General features: G+C 47.3%; 16 protein-coding genes. 12 read left to right on the top strand and 4 right to left on the bottom strand.

Annotated elements, in window-relative coordinates; all coding sequences use genetic code 11:
- Window positions 1-1145: 1145 nt before the first annotated feature.
- On the bottom strand, window positions 1146-1766 hold the full coding sequence (locus OJ965_RS02330) for a hypothetical protein (RefSeq protein WP_265135736.1): 621 nt from the start codon (window positions 1764-1766) through the stop codon (window positions 1146-1148).
- A gap of 938 nt (window positions 1767-2704) precedes the next feature.
- On the opposite strand from OJ965_RS02330, the gene OJ965_RS02325 reads away from it, so the two are divergent.
- From OJ965_RS02325 to OJ965_RS02270, 12 genes are all read left to right on the top strand, one after another.
- On the top strand, window positions 2705-3598 hold the full coding sequence (locus OJ965_RS02325) for an integrase domain-containing protein (protein WP_265135748.1): 894 nt from the start codon (window positions 2705-2707) through the stop codon (window positions 3596-3598).
- A gap of 314 nt (window positions 3599-3912) precedes the next feature.
- Window positions 3913-4170, top strand: a complete 258-nt coding sequence (locus OJ965_RS02320; RefSeq protein WP_265135734.1) for a hypothetical protein — start codon at window positions 3913-3915, stop codon at window positions 4168-4170.
- Window positions 4171-4248: 78 nt separating this feature from the next.
- On the top strand, window positions 4249-4596 hold the full coding sequence (locus OJ965_RS02315) for a hypothetical protein (RefSeq protein ID WP_265135732.1): 348 nt from the start codon (window positions 4249-4251) through the stop codon (window positions 4594-4596).
- Window positions 4597-4689: 93 nt separating this feature from the next.
- Window positions 4690-5031 (top strand): hypothetical protein, encoded by a 342-nt coding sequence (locus OJ965_RS02310; RefSeq protein WP_265135730.1) that lies wholly within the window; start codon window positions 4690-4692, stop codon window positions 5029-5031.
- A gap of 13 nt (window positions 5032-5044) precedes the next feature.
- On the top strand, window positions 5045-5389 hold the full coding sequence (locus OJ965_RS02305) for a hypothetical protein (RefSeq protein ID WP_265135728.1): 345 nt from the start codon (window positions 5045-5047) through the stop codon (window positions 5387-5389).
- Between the two features lie 70 nt (window positions 5390-5459).
- Complete coding sequence (locus tag OJ965_RS02300; protein ID WP_265135726.1) at window positions 5460-6068, top strand: hypothetical protein; 609 nt, start codon at window positions 5460-5462, stop codon at window positions 6066-6068.
- Between the two features lie 80 nt (window positions 6069-6148).
- On the top strand, window positions 6149-6760 hold the full coding sequence (locus OJ965_RS02295; RefSeq protein ID WP_265135724.1) for a hypothetical protein: 612 nt from the start codon (window positions 6149-6151) through the stop codon (window positions 6758-6760).
- A gap of 68 nt (window positions 6761-6828) precedes the next feature.
- Window positions 6829-7425 carry a hypothetical protein gene (locus tag OJ965_RS02290; protein WP_265135722.1) on the top strand — a complete coding sequence of 199 codons (597 nt, stop codon included), beginning with the start codon at window positions 6829-6831 and terminating at the stop codon, window positions 7423-7425.
- A gap of 74 nt (window positions 7426-7499) precedes the next feature.
- Window positions 7500-8486 carry an ArdC family protein gene (locus tag OJ965_RS02285; protein ID WP_265135720.1) on the top strand — a complete coding sequence of 329 codons (987 nt, stop codon included), beginning with the start codon at window positions 7500-7502 and terminating at the stop codon, window positions 8484-8486.
- 101 nt (window positions 8487-8587) lie between these two features.
- The gene (locus OJ965_RS02280) at window positions 8588-9523 is read left to right on the top strand and encodes a DUF1281 domain-containing protein (protein WP_265135719.1); all 936 of its coding nucleotides are present in this window, start codon (window positions 8588-8590) and stop codon (window positions 9521-9523) included.
- Between the two features lie 162 nt (window positions 9524-9685).
- The gene (locus tag OJ965_RS02275; protein WP_265135718.1) at window positions 9686-11092 is read left to right on the top strand and encodes a UvrD-helicase domain-containing protein; all 1407 of its coding nucleotides are present in this window, start codon (window positions 9686-9688) and stop codon (window positions 11090-11092) included.
- A 61-nt stretch (window positions 11093-11153) separates the two neighbouring features.
- Window positions 11154-12926: a helicase/relaxase domain-containing protein gene (locus OJ965_RS02270; RefSeq protein WP_265135716.1), complete on the top strand. Its 1773-nt coding sequence runs from the start codon at window positions 11154-11156 to the stop codon at window positions 12924-12926.
- Between the two features lie 32 nt (window positions 12927-12958).
- Here the strand turns inward: OJ965_RS02270 and OJ965_RS02265 are convergent, their stop codons facing one another.
- The 3 genes from OJ965_RS02265 to OJ965_RS02255 are packed head-to-tail and all read right to left on the bottom strand — an operon-like array spanning window position 12959 to window position 14372.
- Window positions 12959-13345: an acyl-CoA thioesterase gene (locus tag OJ965_RS02265; RefSeq protein WP_158150148.1), complete on the bottom strand. Its 387-nt coding sequence runs from the start codon at window positions 13343-13345 to the stop codon at window positions 12959-12961.
- Window positions 13345-13815, bottom strand: coding sequence for a hypothetical protein (locus OJ965_RS02260; RefSeq protein ID WP_265135713.1), 471 nt, complete (start codon window positions 13813-13815; stop codon window positions 13345-13347). Before OJ965_RS02260 ends, OJ965_RS02265 begins: the two co-directional genes overlap by 1 nt.
- A complete protein-coding gene (locus OJ965_RS02255) occupies window positions 13797-14372 on the bottom strand; it encodes a hypothetical protein (RefSeq protein WP_265135711.1) in 576 nt (191 codons plus the stop codon). The genes OJ965_RS02260 and OJ965_RS02255 overlap by 19 nt, the downstream gene beginning before the upstream one ends.
- Window positions 14373-14709: the final 337 nt, after the last annotated feature.

Genomic DNA, 14709 nt, shown 5'->3' with positions numbered 1-14709 from the left:
CGGCCGTTCCGGCACGCCGCGAAGTAGGGCGGTTTCCCATAACTGGCGCCGGCGGCTCAGCGGCCATTCCGGCACGCCGGGAAGTAGGGCTGTTTCCCATAACTGGCGCCGGCGGCTCAGCGGCCATTCCGGCACGCCGGGAAGTAGGGCTGTTTCCCACATCCTGCACTGGCGCACCAGCTGCGGTGCGTGCACGCCGGGAAGTAGGGCTGTTTCCCACATCCCGCACTGGCGCACCAGCTGCGGTGCGTGCATGTCCGGAAGTAGGGCTGTTTCCCACATCCCGTACCGGCGCACCAGCTGCGGTGCGTGCATGTCCGGAAGTAGGGCTGTTTCCCACATCCCGTACCGGCGCACCAGCTGCAGTGCGTGCACGTCCGGAAGTAGGGCTGTTTCCCACATCCCGCGCCGGTGTACCAGCTGCGGTGCGTGCGCGTCCGGAAGTAGGGCTGTTTCCCACATCCCGCGCCGGCGTACCAGCTGCGGTGCGTGCGCGTCCGGAAGTAGGGCTGTTTCCCATAATTGGTGCCGGCGGCTCAGCTGCGGTGCGTGCGCGTCCGGAAGTAGGGCTGTTTCCCATAATTGGTGCCGGCGGCTCAGCGGCTGTTCCGGCACGCCTGGGAGTAGGGCTGTTTCCCATAACCGGCGCCGGCGGCCCAGCTGCAATTACGTAGCGCCCGGGAGTAGGGGGGATTCCCATATCGGCCTTTAGGGGCTGCACTAGCAGAACCAGACAGCAAGTATAGGGGCGATTCCCATACCTCCTTTTGGACGCTGCACTGGCAGAACCCTATAGCAAAAGTAGGGGCGATTCCCATACCGACTTATTAGGCGTTGCACTGGCAAAGCCTGGTAGCCAAATTAGGGGCGATCCCCATATCGTCCCCTATGGCGCATTACTGGTAGAACGTGGCAGAAAAAGTAGGGGGGATTCTTCCGGCCCCATACTGTTAATATAGTGACATTTAAAGACCTGACATATTGATCTGCGTATTAACCGGAGTTACATAGAACTTTGGTTGCCGGAAAAATATGACTACCTTCTAAATAGTTTATTTATTTCTGTTAACGTCTCTTTGATGGTGAAGCCCTCCTAATAAAAATCCACCGCATTCATGGGGTTTTTATCTGACCAGTATTTATATTTAATCGCAAAAAACATTCAATGAATCGATGATCTTTTTGTTGTCTTTATAAAATCCATACACGGGGTATGTAGCTATTGTTACTAATATAACCCAAACAGGGCCAAGGGACATAACAAGCATTGCTATTGAAATTGGAATGTCTTCTTTGGGAAAGCTAAGCGCCGAAAAGAAAAGTATGTAATAAGCAATAAGGCACGTGATTATATAGCCGAAACCCTCCGCTTTTCTTTTTTTGTATTTTTCCTTGTTGAGCGTGAGTTTTATTTCTTTATTTCCTGTTGCGGTGTCATTAGCCTCCTGATCAATGCAATGTGCAAGTTTCTTAATTCTTGATTTTTGAATATCATTAAGATCATTACAACTTAATATTTTTAAATGCTGCTGCGCTAAAAGAGGGTTTCTAATTCGCGTGGATTCAAATAGAATTAGATTATTTATTTCTTTGTCAATCGCCTTTATCTCATAGGGTTTCATTTCTATCGCTGTACAAAGCGGCTTGATATCTTTATAAATAGATATTCTCTCATTTGTAAGTGTCTTAAATCTTGCAGCAAAATTAAGTGTCATGGCAATAGCAGGTAATACATAACTACCAAATTTTAACCATTCAATATTCACGATTACTCCTGTGATGAGTTTTAGCTTTGTATATTAATTCAAAATCTAACATTTGACATTTCTACAGATTGATTGATATATTTTCAACTGTTCTATGTCGTCAATGACGACCACCAATGGTCCGGTAGCTTGAGAGGATCGCCTTCGGGTAGCTACAAGAAACACTCCCGCAGCCTGAAAGGGGGAACGCAAAAGCGTGGTAAATCTGCTCACCTTTGGAAGCGGATATCGTCCTTAACAGCGCATCTATGTCGCAGACGATGAAGGTTTATATACACATCTCAGCCACGGCTTTTACATACGCCAGGCATCTCACGAACGGCATAGCTTATGCTGTTTCGCACACTTCCGTTATGAAGCTTTTCAGGTGTACGGCCTGAGCTGCATCCGACTTTTGCTATGACGCATAAGCCCATTTGGAACATTTGGGCGCTTGCGGAAGACGCATTAGGAGCATGAAGCTGCGCGGCGTCACTTTGGTTCGAGTGAAACGAGAACAAAGTGACGCGCGCAGCGCATAACGTCCAAACCCACGTACAGTGCGGTTTTCAACAGACCGGTACAATCTGACGTGCACGTAGTACGTGTTTTCAGAACAACTCTGGCTATTTATCAACCACAACGCGGCACTGACGAACGAAACGTCAGGGGCGTTCAACTACAAGGAGAATGATCGACTCGGTATCGATGGCGACATCAGGAAACTGATGTACGGAGGCAGACTGACTCACGTCAGCACGGCGCAAGCCGCAAACAGGTCAGAGACCTGGGGAAGCCTCGCAAGAACTCAACATTTCGCCGCCCCGATGCACAGATACCAGTTGAGCCGCAGGAAGCGCAAAGGCAACCACGCCGTCGGGGAAGAGATGTAAGCGCACAGAGTTACAGAACGGTCAGCACATGCGTGCTGAATGTTCTGGATTCTGGCAGAGGTGGATATGTCCAATAAATTAAGTAAACAACTCGTGACGCTGGCACGCCAGGGCGGAGGAAGTTTTAAAACTGTTTCAGATCGTTCTAAGATTGCCAGCCGCTTTTCGGAGCGACTGGCAACCCTTAATATTCAGATTCGGGACGTAAGCCATGTTAAAACAAAGCATATCGAGTATTATATAAGAAGCCGACAGGAAGAAAATATATCTTCCCGAACGCTGCAGAATGAAATGGCCGCTATTCGTTCTGTGCTTTCACAGGGAGGCAGGAATATCCTTGCTAATCCTTCGCATGAAAATTTAAGCAATGAGGCGCTGAAAATTTCAGGGGCAAGCAGGGAAGGGAAGAAAATTGCAATTACTGATGAAAGACTGGCCGAAATCGTGGCTGCTGTCTCGCCCAAAGATGAAGGAGTGGCGATCGGAATTCAGCTTGCAAGATATATAGGTCTTCGTGCAGAAGAAGTTGTCCAGGCGGCAAAGTCCCTCAAAACCTGGAAGCAAACTTTAGCTACCGGTGAAAATAAAATCAGCGTTGTTTTTGGATCAAAAGGCGGGCGGGCACGGGACGTCACAATATTTGAGCGTGAAAAAGTCATGCACTTATTGAGTCAAGCCATTTCTTATGCAAATGAAAATAATGGAAAGTTGATTAATAAACCTACTCTTCATCAGTCGCTTGACCGTTTTCATAATGTTTTAAGAGAAAATGGTATGACCGGCGTTAATGCTCCGCACAGCCTGCGATATGCTTATGCGCGTGACGCTGTTAATTTTCATGTTGAAAATGGAATGAGTCGTAAGGAGGCTGAGGCGCTTGTTTCAATGGATCTTGGGCATGGCGACGGGCGGGGTGCATATGTTGCCCGCGTATATAATAGAATGATGAATGATGAATGATATTTTCTTGAACAATAAGTACAATAAACGTTATTATTAACCTGTTTCGCACGTTGTCTTCGGACAACCACCAATGGTCTCGTAGCTTGAGATGACCGCCTTCGGGTAGCTACAAACGAACACTTCCAAAGCCTGCAAGGAAGTACACGTAAAGTGTGGTACATCTGCTCACCTCTGGAAGCAGATATCGTCAGTTTTCGCTCCTACTGCGTGACGATCGAGGTTTCTTAACTATCCGGCTTCGGCCTTCGTCCTTCGGGGAAACATTCCCGAGCGGGCTCATGTTTCTCCATTTATCGTGAGAAACTATACCTATGATGAATCTATCAACAACTCTGTCCGATATGCTGAGATTAGCTGCACTCGAGAGCGAATTGCTCACGGCATTAGCTTATAAAAAACTCGGCATAGATGATCCTAATCATGAAATGCATATCGATAGTGAAATCGCTATTTTCACCTTCGAGTACGGAATTGAGATAGGACATTTTCTCGCCCCGGCCTGTGCAGATTTAGTGTGCTCAATACAAACTCTCGCACGGGAAATAAAGGGTGTACATGTAGTTTCTTAACTATCCGGCTTCGGCCTTACGTCCTTCGGGGAAACATTCCCGAGCGGGCTCATGTTTCTCCCGTTTTCAGGAGAAATCATGTCACTTATCCGTTCGTTTCTTACTGAGCTCAGCAAACCGTTTGATTTGGCCCGTTCTGCCACAACTCGCGTTGTTTCAGATTGTCCCCGACTGAAAGCTGCTATCAGAAGAACGCCCTGGCTTGCCTCACCCTCCGGTCTGCATGAATACCGCTCCCGCGTCTGGTTTGACGATCGTCGTTACCACGCCATTGTTATGGCCCGTAAGATGATCGACGTACAGCCGTCGGAAGCATTTGTGCACAGCCGTCACGGTGAGTTTCATACGTTCAGAGCGGCCCGTAAAACGGCGCAAATGGCAACGTCAGCACTGGCGACACTTACCGTCTTAACGCGTCAGGACTGATTACTTTCTTAACCATCCATCCGCTCAGCGGACCCCCTCGGGAAACATCTTTCCCGACAGGGCAGGTGTTTCCCGTTTTACAGGAGAAACACCATGATTACCCTTTTATTACCAACCTCCCTTTCCATAAAAGGCATCTTTTCAGCAGCCATCGCTGCAGCTTTATCCCTGCGGGATCGCGTTGCGGCCGGCAAAAGAAAAGAAGAGTGGATAACGAACCGGACTGGCTCACTCAGCTTTAAGGTTCAGGTTCATCAGTTACCTTCAGGAAAATGGACGGCCGGCATACTTACTCGTTCCGGCACTTTTTACGGTAATCACCGGTTTGGTTCTTTGAAAAAGCCGGATGAGGTATTCCGCTCTTACCGTCAGGCTCGCCGTTTTGCACTGAATCTGGCGAATCAGATGGCAAACCTGCGTTATGCATATCAGTAAAGGGACGTGGAATATGACTATTTCAACAAACCTGGCAGATATGCTGCAGTTAGCTAAATACGAGTGCGACATGCTTACGGCATTAGCCTATCAGCGATTTGGTCTGGACGACCTTGACGAGCAGGTGCACCTATACGGTGAGCTGCCCTTCACGATAGCCGTTCAGATCAACGTCATATACAACCTTGAGTTCGGTATGGTTCAGGATCGTTTTCTCAGTTCTGGCTGTGCTGATTTGGTTGACTCCATCCGTGCCATAAGCATCAGGCTTGACCGCTCTTTGCATGAACGGATTTCCTTAAATGGACGCTCTGAAGGCTTGGGCGATCTGGCAATTAGCCGATTAGAATCTTTCTAATCAGACTTAACCCTGTGGGGATTTATTCCCCATCAGGGGGATAAATCCCCTTTTTTTTTGAGGATTTATCATGACACCAATCTCCGTACCGCCCCAACACGTTACCTATACCGTGAAGCAGACCGGATGGATATCCCCGAGCCAGTGGCACAGTTTTACCCTGGCAGTCACTGAAGCATTCTGGCTGTTACCGGTACATCTCCGTCCGTGTTCGCCAACTGACGGTACACGCTTGGAACGTGCATCTATGATGTTTACTCACCCCGATGCTTTTGAATTCGGTGGAAAAGACGAAGGGAATTACATACTCAAAAGCGTGATGTTTACCCGGGATATGAGCCCTGATTTGCGTATTGAAACGGAAGGTCAGCCCATCGACTTTTTCACGCGGATTGCGCTGCTAATGCTGTATCACCATTGCTCAGGCTGCTTTGAGATAACGTCATCAGCTGGCGGCGTCAGCTGGGCGCTTCCTGTTCGCTGGGCAATACGACACCAACTGATTGGTGGCAGTGATGCTCCTCAGCCTTTCAGCACGGAAGGTTTCATTACCGGCGCAGCTGATGAACTGCTTATCAGAAGCGTTTCCGGGGGTGAACGTCCGTTTACGACGGCTGACTGGGGACTGGTTTCAGAACTTGAGTTCACACTCGAAGAACAGAAAACCCGCAAACGCTGATCCCGCAATCGATTTAACTTAACCCAACGGGGATTTACCTCCCTGTGGGCGGTAAATCCCATTTTTAATGGAGATTCACCATGACACATACACCAACCGAGCCTCTGGTCCTTCCAAGCGTTTACCAGTTTGAGCAGGGAGCGTCCATAAATGATGAACAGTGGTTCAGATTTACTGACGCAGTTAAAGAAGCATTCTGGCTTCTTCCTGCTCAGCTCCGGCCCTATAAGCAGCTGGGTTTTGACATGAACCGCGCGTCAGAACTTTTTGATGAAGAGGGTTCAGTCACGTTCAACCATAAGGACGGTGAAGGCTACTGCCTCAATCCGTTCTACCTCAGGCAGACGCTTTCGGATAATTTTCGGCCGTACCGCAAAGTGAATAGCCAGCGATGCAAACAGGATTTATTCGTGCGCATCGTGCTGGTTCTTCTGCATAACCTATGCCCGGACAGCTATTACATAACCAGTTCCTGTCCACAAAACTGGCTTTTCGCGCAGCGATGGCTGGCATGGAATATGGATATGTTTACCAAAGCACCTGAAAAAATACCGGCATCGTTTGTTATACCTGGCGCAATTGAACACCTGTTGCTGGTAAAAACCTCCGGTCCTGGCAAGCAGATCACGACTGAAGAGTGGGAGGCTATATCAGGCATTGAGTTCTGGCTTGCTCAGCAGCACAACGACTGACCTGTACCCATCCTTCGGGGTTTGCTCTCCGTAAGGAGACAAATCCCGCTATTACAGCAGGTGATCCTATGTTTACTTTCAACAGTGACGCGCTCGCGCAGCTGTTTCATGAAACCTACCATCAGGCTATGTCAGTCAGGCTTGTTATCTGTTCGCAGGAAGGTTTGTTCCTGGAATTCAGGAACGGATTACCCGGCCAGCTGTTCTACCGCAAAGAGCGCATTTATGCCTTGGAATACAGCGGTGGGAGTGCCGACCCGGGCGTGCAGGTCGAACTGAATTTTGGTCAGATCTCTGAGACGTACGCTCTCACTGTAGATGACCCGGCTTTTTTCAGTCCCATAACGCCTGCAGACAAGGTGGTTGTTTTGTCTGTCCGTTCAACCTATCAGCTGAAGCGCAAAACCATCAGCTGGCTCAGTCAGCATAAACTCGGGCTGTTCCGTGAACGGATGGACCTGATGAGGACTGCGGATTTTAGTGACTGCAGCTGCGACGAAGAGCGGGCCCGGTGGTTCGGTTCGGCAGCTTCAATGCTTGAAGAAGCAATGTTTACTGACAGTAAGCGGCATGTCCGCCACGATTTTTATCATTCCAGGCGGCAACTCCGGTCGCGACTAAACAGCATAACCGCCGACGGAAAGATCATTTCTCCGGTGCGTTAACAACTTACCCTGACGGGCGTATTTCTCGCCCATCAGGGGAGGGATACGCCCTTTTTTTACTAAAGGAGTATCCCGTGAAGAAACCAACCAAAGCGCGTCGCACTAAGAAAACTGATACCGTCGATCTTTATCAGAAGGTAACGGATCGCATCGTAGAAGCACTTGAGAAAGGCGTCGCGCCGTGGAAAAAACCTTGGCGCACAACACATAAGTACGCCGCCGCGGGCCCGCTGCCGGTCAATGCATCGACGGGGCGCGCCTATAGCGGTGTTAACGTTCTGCTTCTCTGGCTTGAGGCCGAAGAGAAGGGATACAAAACGGATCGCTGGCTGACATACAAACAGGCTCAGGACATGGGCGGCCAGGTTCGTAAGGGTGAAACCTGCGCACAGGCCGTTATCTTCAAGCCTTTTGAAAAACAGGCTGAAGATCTCAGCGGAAATCTGCGTTTCGACGCCGAAGGTAATCCGCTGATGGAGTCGCGGGTGATGATAAAGCCCAACTTCCTGTTTAACGTCGATCAGTGTGACGGGTTACCCGAATCTGCTGTCGATATACCGCATGCCTCACCTGATGAAGATGAGCAGGGCAGGCTTCACTGGCCGACCGAGCAGCGGATAATGGAACTGCTTGATGCCGCAGGCGTGGCTATCAGCATTCGTTTACAGGATCGCGCCTTCTACAGCCCGTCCACCGACAGAATTGTGATGCCGGAGGCGAAGCAATTTTTTACCGAGGCCGATTACTGGTCCACGCTGCTGCATGAGATGGTGCATGCATCAGGCCATGAGAAACGACTCAACCGCGAAGGCATAACCAAATCATCCAGAAAGTTTGGCGATCCGGTTTATGCATTTGAGGAGCTGATAGCCGAAATGGGCAGCGCATTTCTCTGCGCCCAGCTTGGCGTTTATGGTGAGGTCCAGCACGAAAGCTATATCGACTCCTGGCTGAAGGCGCTTAAAGAGGACAAAAAAGCCCTTTTTCGTGCCTGCCGGCATGCAAGAGAAGCGTCAGATTTTTTACTGCAGTCAACTGAAAAAGCGGCCCAGGCTGCTTAATTAACCAAACCGGTAGCGCTCACTTCGCGCGCTGCCATCCCGTGAGGGCATTATTCCTCACGGGATGATGCCCTCTTTTTTTACCTGAGAGGAAATCAACCATGTCTGACTGGTGCAGAAATCATTTTGAAATTACCGGCAAATCTCCGCTTCTGGCCGTTGCGGAGGAATGGATAAAAGGCGAAACAGAGCCTCTTTACCGTCATGCCGTTATGCAGAGCATAAAACTTTTCCTTGCTGGCTATGGCGGCCTGCTTCGCCCCGTTAAAGCGGCATCTTTTTCACCCTTCCCGGAGCTTATAAAACTTGGGGTCGGGCAGAATACGCTGGCTAATCAGGCCTATGAGCAGTGGCTGGAATATCTGAAAAAAGACGTCCCCCTGGACGGTCATCATATCCGGTTGATAAATCGTGTTTATCATCAGTCGGGTATTGGCGCCATAAAGTGGGAAAGCATTCCAGAGTTGTCGCGCAGACATATTGGCAGGCTTATGGAAGATCGGTATGCCGACTGGTTTGGTGTAGCGTCTCTTTCGCGAGACATTGACTTTGCGTTGTGCTGGGAAAAACTCGGGCAGTTTCCCGAACGATCCCAGCCCTGCGATCTGCTGCAGATTATTCCCAGCCGACTTGCGGCTGAGATAAACGGGAGTGGTGGATTGCTGGCCGGTATGTCTACGGCAACCAGTCTTTACTGTCGGCTGTACGGAATGGAATGGCCCGCCGGCCATAACGTCCGCTTTCAGCGTGAAGGGATAAACAGCATACAGCTGTCCTTCGACTCACCCTGGTTTCCGCCGTCCGGTGAATCAGTGGCCGCACTATCGGCAATGTTCGATTGCGAGGTTCGTCACTGGTACACCGAGCCCGCCCATGAACTTGAAGGTTTCGATTGCTACGATCGGGGGCAACACGTCAGCAGTGGCGAAATCACTATCGACGAACTGGTCGTGGAAGTAGAAGAGGCAGTCGTTCCTGATAATGTGGATGAACCTGAAGCCGTGGACAGCGCGCAGTCATCGTTTGCCGCCTTATAACGCTGCCTGAACCATAACGCCTCCTCGGAGGCGTTTTTTTTGTCTGGTATCTGGAAAAAAGCGGAAGAAGAAAATATTCCATTTCAACATTCAGTTTATGGTCGTTTATCGCCCTGAAAACCGTCAGCCTTGAGACTCCCCATTGTCAGAGGTTGCCAAGCTATGTCTTTTAAACAGACTCCCGAACAGGAAAGAATCATTACGTGGACGGGAAACAAGCTTGTCGTGGGCGCTTTTGCCGGAACCGGAAAAACATCAACGCTTGAAGCATTCGCCAGAGCTAACCCGGAACGGCGAATGCTGTATCTGGCATATAATCGCGCCATCCGGGATGAGGCTGAGCGCCGCTTTCCTTTCAATGTTGAATGCAAAACGTCGCATCAGCTTGCCTGGTCACAGTTCGGTCGTTTCTTTCAGCATCGACTCACAACGTCTCTTCGCATAACCGACGTTGCAAGGCTGTTGAACTCACGCTACTGGCCTCTTGCAAAAGCCTGCCTCACTTCGCTGAATAACTTCCTCTACAGTGCTGATTTAGCCCCGTGTCTTGCCCACTTGCCTGATGAAAACGATCGTAGTGGTCTTGATGCTGGCAAAATCTTGGGTGCTGTTCAGGTTCTATGGCGAGAAATGAGCTGCTCTGATTCCCGCTTTCCCGTCACACACGATACCTATCTGAAACTATTTCAGCTTTCAACTCCAAACCTTAGTTTGAAATGGGATCTAATCCTTTTTGATGAGGCTCAGGATGCAAATCCCGTAACCAGTCATTTTGTACTTAATCAGAAATGTAGCGTCATTCTGGTGGGTGACCAGTACCAACAGATTTACCGTTTCAGGGGGGCTGAAAATGCTCTTAATGCAGCTGAGCTGGTAGACGCAGATCGACTTTGGCTAACAAACAGCTTTAGGTTCGGGCCTGCTGTAGCAGAAGTGGCAAATGCATTATTGAGAGAGGCGGGAGAACAACGAAAAGTCACTGGCTGCGGTGGTGATGACAGTGTTGCTGATACGCTTCCGGAAGATGCAGAGCATCATTGTGTAATCAGCAGAACGATAGCCGGCGTTATTGGGGCAGCACTTACAGCAAGCCTTGCAGGGAAAAGGGTCTTCTGGATAGGCGGTATCGAAGGATATCGTGTCGAGGATCTGGAGGATTTATATTGGTTCTCGGTTGATATGCCTGAGCGAATGCAAACTTCGCTGCTCACCAAAGATTACAGGGATTTTGATGAGTACAAAGCGATCGCAAAAGCTACAAAAGATGCAGATATGGGGCAGGCTATTAAGCTGCTGGAAATGTACTTTCCACTTCCGCAAAAACTCGTGATTTTAAAGCGACAGACAGCACATAACGAAAGCGAGGCAGATTTAACAGTAGTAACGGCTCATCGCAGTAAAGGCCTGGAATGGGATACGGTCGTTCTTAATGACGATTTTAATGACATCAACAATCCGCTGATAAGCGCAGAGGACAGAAGAGATGAGATCAACTTGCTCTACGTTGCAGCAACACGAGCCAGAAAAATGCTGATCCTCAATGAAATAGTCAGGCAAGTCGTCAAATAAACGTCATAAATCCCTCTGTATAGCTCTTAAGGACCGACACCAACTTTTCCAGGATTTCCGTATGTTAAACAAGCTGAAAAATTTATTCTCAAGTAAGGATACAGCTGAAGACAGTTCAGCAAAAAAATCCCCTTCAGGATACTTTACTCCTTCCACAGGCGCTGAGTTGCTGGCTATGCCGCACCGAAAAAAGCTTTTAAAACAGCTCTGGGATAATACGTCGCTTCCAGAAAATGTGTATGAAAGACTTTATCTGGACCCCCTCAGAACGCTCGCTCAAGCTACCCAGAATGTCCCAGCCACTTCAGCTGGAGAATGGAGCTCAGAGGGCGGATATCTTGATTTGACGCTCAAGTTTACAGCTTACAGCGTCAGATTAGCGAAGGGGTATATGTTTCCACCCGGAGCTGCTCCTGAGGAGCAGGCGGCGCAGAATTCTTTATGGAATGCTGTGATTTTTTGGGCGGCTTTATTCCATCATCTGCCATTACTGGCTCACTACGAAGGCGAGTTTTTGGATGGTAGTTTCTGGCCTCCCGGGGTTAAAGCACCAGACAGTATTTTCAGGTTCCGGAATATTGCTAAAGATGCCGGCAATGTCAGTGGACAGCCATTAGCAACATTCATCGCCGCCCGACTTTTGCCGCAAGACGGAATTTTATGGCTTTCTTCCAAACCTGCTGCTTTTAAGGCTATGACTCTTCTGCTCCATCAGGGGGTAAGTGGAATACCTTTAATTGAGGAGATCATTGCAAAGGCAAGGGAACTGGTGGGCTCACCTGAACTGCATGCTCCAAGTGTTTTAAACCACACACTGACGACAGCAGAAAGTCATCCTTCTACTAAGGAGACATCGCCGATTCCAGGCTTAGAAGATACGCTAAGTCTGACAGCTTCAGGAGCGAGTCTGGAACCTGCAATTGATGAAAGCATTGCGAAGAGCCACCAACGCGGCTCGACATCTTCAGGGGAGGCTCTATCTGCTAATCCAGAACTTGCAAATAATCTGGACGCTTTACTCTCATCGGCTTTACCTCATTCTGAATCTGACCTAAATCTGGTCCCAGAAAAACTGCAACAAGGCATAGAAACTACAGAGTCAGAGCAAAAGGTGACGGAGGACGCTGCTCAAGCTCAGGAGGACGACACTGCTCTTTTAATAAGCATGTTTGCTGTTGATAACGTTAATGACGACATAGGATTAGACACAGATCAGCATGCTGAAATGCCTATTCACGCACCCGATTTTTCGGAAAATTCGCAGGAGTCAAAACTGGAGCCAGTACCTCTCCTAAAGGAAGCATGCCTAGCCATTGATACTTCAGTAAAAAGCAACAATTTAGACTTGGAAGATACTATCACCCAGGGGGAAGATCTGGAAATTTGCGTTAAGGAAAAATTAAATGATGAAAAAATTATATCAATCATTGAAGAACCAAAAAATAACATAACTGACATTAATGATTTAGGTCCCCGGTTTATTTCATGGCTATCAGAGGGAATTGAAAGGGGAGACCTGAGTATTAATGAGAATGAAAGCTTAGTGCATACAGTAAGTGGATTCATATTCGTATCGTTACCTGACACCATATTCAAATTCATCAATTCTAACTCTCTTGAGGTAGATAAAAGGAAAGTACTATCAGCGATAGAGAAAATGAATATTTTACATTCTAAAAATGACAATCGTTTTTTCAGGGCTCGTATATATGAAGAGGTTGAATTTCAGGGGAAGTTTAAGAAAAAGAGCGGTTATATGTTGAAGTCTTCAAAGGTGTTAGGGGGGAAGGGAGTTACCGGTGGGGATGGAAAATATATATTTATAGATGTTTAGTTAATAGGGAATCCGAACGGATTCCCTTAATATCAATTAGCGAGAGCGTTTTTTACGACATCAGGGACAGAAGGACGTCCTTTAACAAGGCAGGTTGCTACAAATACAGCCTCTGCATACACTGAACCATTTACTAATATCTGCTGAACGAAATTGATACGGTTCTTTTTTTCATTTTCCGCGACGGAGCATGTGACCTGCATTTCATCACCTTTTTGCAGGCTTTTCTTGAATTTCATTGTGTACTCAAGAATCATGTGAATTCTACCTTCAGTGAATTCCTGCTCCAGATCCAGACCAAGCTCATCTTTCATAAACGCATGGCGCGTCCATTCCATATAGAACGGGTAGTAAAGTCCGTCAACAACACCTTGAAAATCAACATGTTTTTCGTCAACAGTAAAGTCTTTAGTAAACATTATAAATCCTTAAAATAATTCAGAAGCGCAAAGCGCATTGGGAGCATCAGATTTTCAAACTCCTTTTGCGATGTGTCTTCTCCAGTGCAGACATTAAGGGCCATACTTACATTGTCCTCAATGCCGTAAATAAAGCTTATGCCATGATAAATATTATGCTCGCGACGTTGTTTGTCGATAATATTATCTTTGTCAATCTTAAGGGCTTCATCCCATATAACGGTGCTAACATCACCCTTCCGTATCTTGGTTAATTCGATACCTATTTTTATCAGAAGACTGTCTTTGTATTTACCTTCATAATAAAACTTGTTATCCCAATCTGCGTAACCATTGCTCTGATGAGCACAGATTAGATTATTCTCTACAAGTAAGGTAGATACGTATGTGGTTCGCTCAAATTTATCTAAAAAATTAACCACCTCGTTACTACAACGATGGAAGTTAATTTTTATTTCTTTTGAATCCACTTTATTCTCCGACACTCTATTACGTTTTCTTTTTTTACATTTATTATTTCTTTGCCTTGAATCTGAATCGTATCTTCATCCAAAACTAAGATAACCCCTATCTTTATGCCATCATCATGTCTGATGTAACACAACTTACCATTATTAGGGTCGATATTTATCTCATTAGATACAATGCAGAACTCTCCGAAATTTACGTACGGCTCACCATAGACGCCGCCAATTTGTATTAGCTCAACGTTAGCCAGTTGCCGGCTTGCAAGAATAAAAAGAGTGTCTTCGTCCAGCGTGGTGTATTCAGCAAACTGAGGAGGAAATCCTTCGCCAGTTAAGATCCATTCCGTTTCAACATGAAGCCCATGATTGTTGAAAAATTCAACAATCACATTGAGTGCCTGGATTTTTTTGACAGGAAAAGCACTGCCGGCTTCCCAGCGTGTGTAAGAAGTGTAAGACAGGTCCAGGTTTTTTTCATGAACATAGGCAACTAACTCTTGAGGAGAAGTGCCGGTTGCAGCTCTACAGCATTTAAGCCGCTTCCCAATCGTATCTAACATGCACACACCATGAGGCTAATTAATTTTATGATTTTAAAGGAAATTTTTAAGCATTGAAGGTAAATAAAAAACAATCGAACGCAAAATAATTGCGTTTTTTTTATCAGCAATGTTAATATGTAAACTATAAAGTTATTTAGTGTTTAACATTATCATAAGATTGCTCTTTCTTAACACAAACCTGTTTGAGCGAGGGTTAGCGCGGTGTACATGGCAGCGCATTAAAATTTCAGGGGCTCTGTTCGTTTTCATATGGAATCTTATTTATGGCTAATTCCACAACAAAACTTAACTAGGAGTCAGTAGCTATGCCTTCGCTCGAAAACGATAAAAAATT

Source organism: Pantoea anthophila (assembly GCF_026104315.1).
In the GTDB taxonomy this organism is placed as follows: domain Bacteria; phylum Pseudomonadota; class Gammaproteobacteria; order Enterobacterales; family Enterobacteriaceae; genus Pantoea; species Pantoea anthophila.
This window is presented reverse-complemented; position numbering and strand designations above follow the sequence as displayed.

Bases quoted from the DNA above. Each gene is read 5' to 3' on its own strand.
- OJ965_RS02325 (WP_265135748.1), top strand. From the start codon at position 2,705: ATGTCCAATAAATTAAGTAAACAACTCGTGACGCTGGCACGCCAGGGC.
- OJ965_RS02320 (WP_265135734.1), top strand. From the start codon at position 3,913: ATGATGAATCTATCAACAACTCTGTCCGATATGCTGAGATTAGCTGCA.
- OJ965_RS02315 (WP_265135732.1), top strand. From the start codon at position 4,249: ATGTCACTTATCCGTTCGTTTCTTACTGAGCTCAGCAAACCGTTTGAT.
- OJ965_RS02310 (WP_265135730.1), top strand. From the start codon at position 4,690: ATGATTACCCTTTTATTACCAACCTCCCTTTCCATAAAAGGCATCTTT.
- OJ965_RS02305 (WP_265135728.1), top strand. From the start codon at position 5,045: ATGACTATTTCAACAAACCTGGCAGATATGCTGCAGTTAGCTAAATAC.
- OJ965_RS02300 (WP_265135726.1), top strand. From the start codon at position 5,460: ATGACACCAATCTCCGTACCGCCCCAACACGTTACCTATACCGTGAAG.
- OJ965_RS02295 (WP_265135724.1), top strand. From the start codon at position 6,149: ATGACACATACACCAACCGAGCCTCTGGTCCTTCCAAGCGTTTACCAG.
- OJ965_RS02290 (WP_265135722.1), top strand. From the start codon at position 6,829: ATGTTTACTTTCAACAGTGACGCGCTCGCGCAGCTGTTTCATGAAACC.
- OJ965_RS02280 (WP_265135719.1), top strand. From the start codon at position 8,588: ATGTCTGACTGGTGCAGAAATCATTTTGAAATTACCGGCAAATCTCCG.
- OJ965_RS02275 (WP_265135718.1), top strand. From the start codon at position 9,686: ATGTCTTTTAAACAGACTCCCGAACAGGAAAGAATCATTACGTGGACG.
- OJ965_RS02270 (WP_265135716.1), top strand. From the start codon at position 11,154: ATGTTAAACAAGCTGAAAAATTTATTCTCAAGTAAGGATACAGCTGAA.
- OJ965_RS02265 (WP_158150148.1), bottom strand. From the start codon at position 13,345: ATGTTTACTAAAGACTTTACTGTTGACGAAAAACATGTTGATTTTCAA.
- OJ965_RS02255 (WP_265135711.1), bottom strand. From the start codon at position 14,372: ATGTTAGATACGATTGGGAAGCGGCTTAAATGCTGTAGAGCTGCAACC.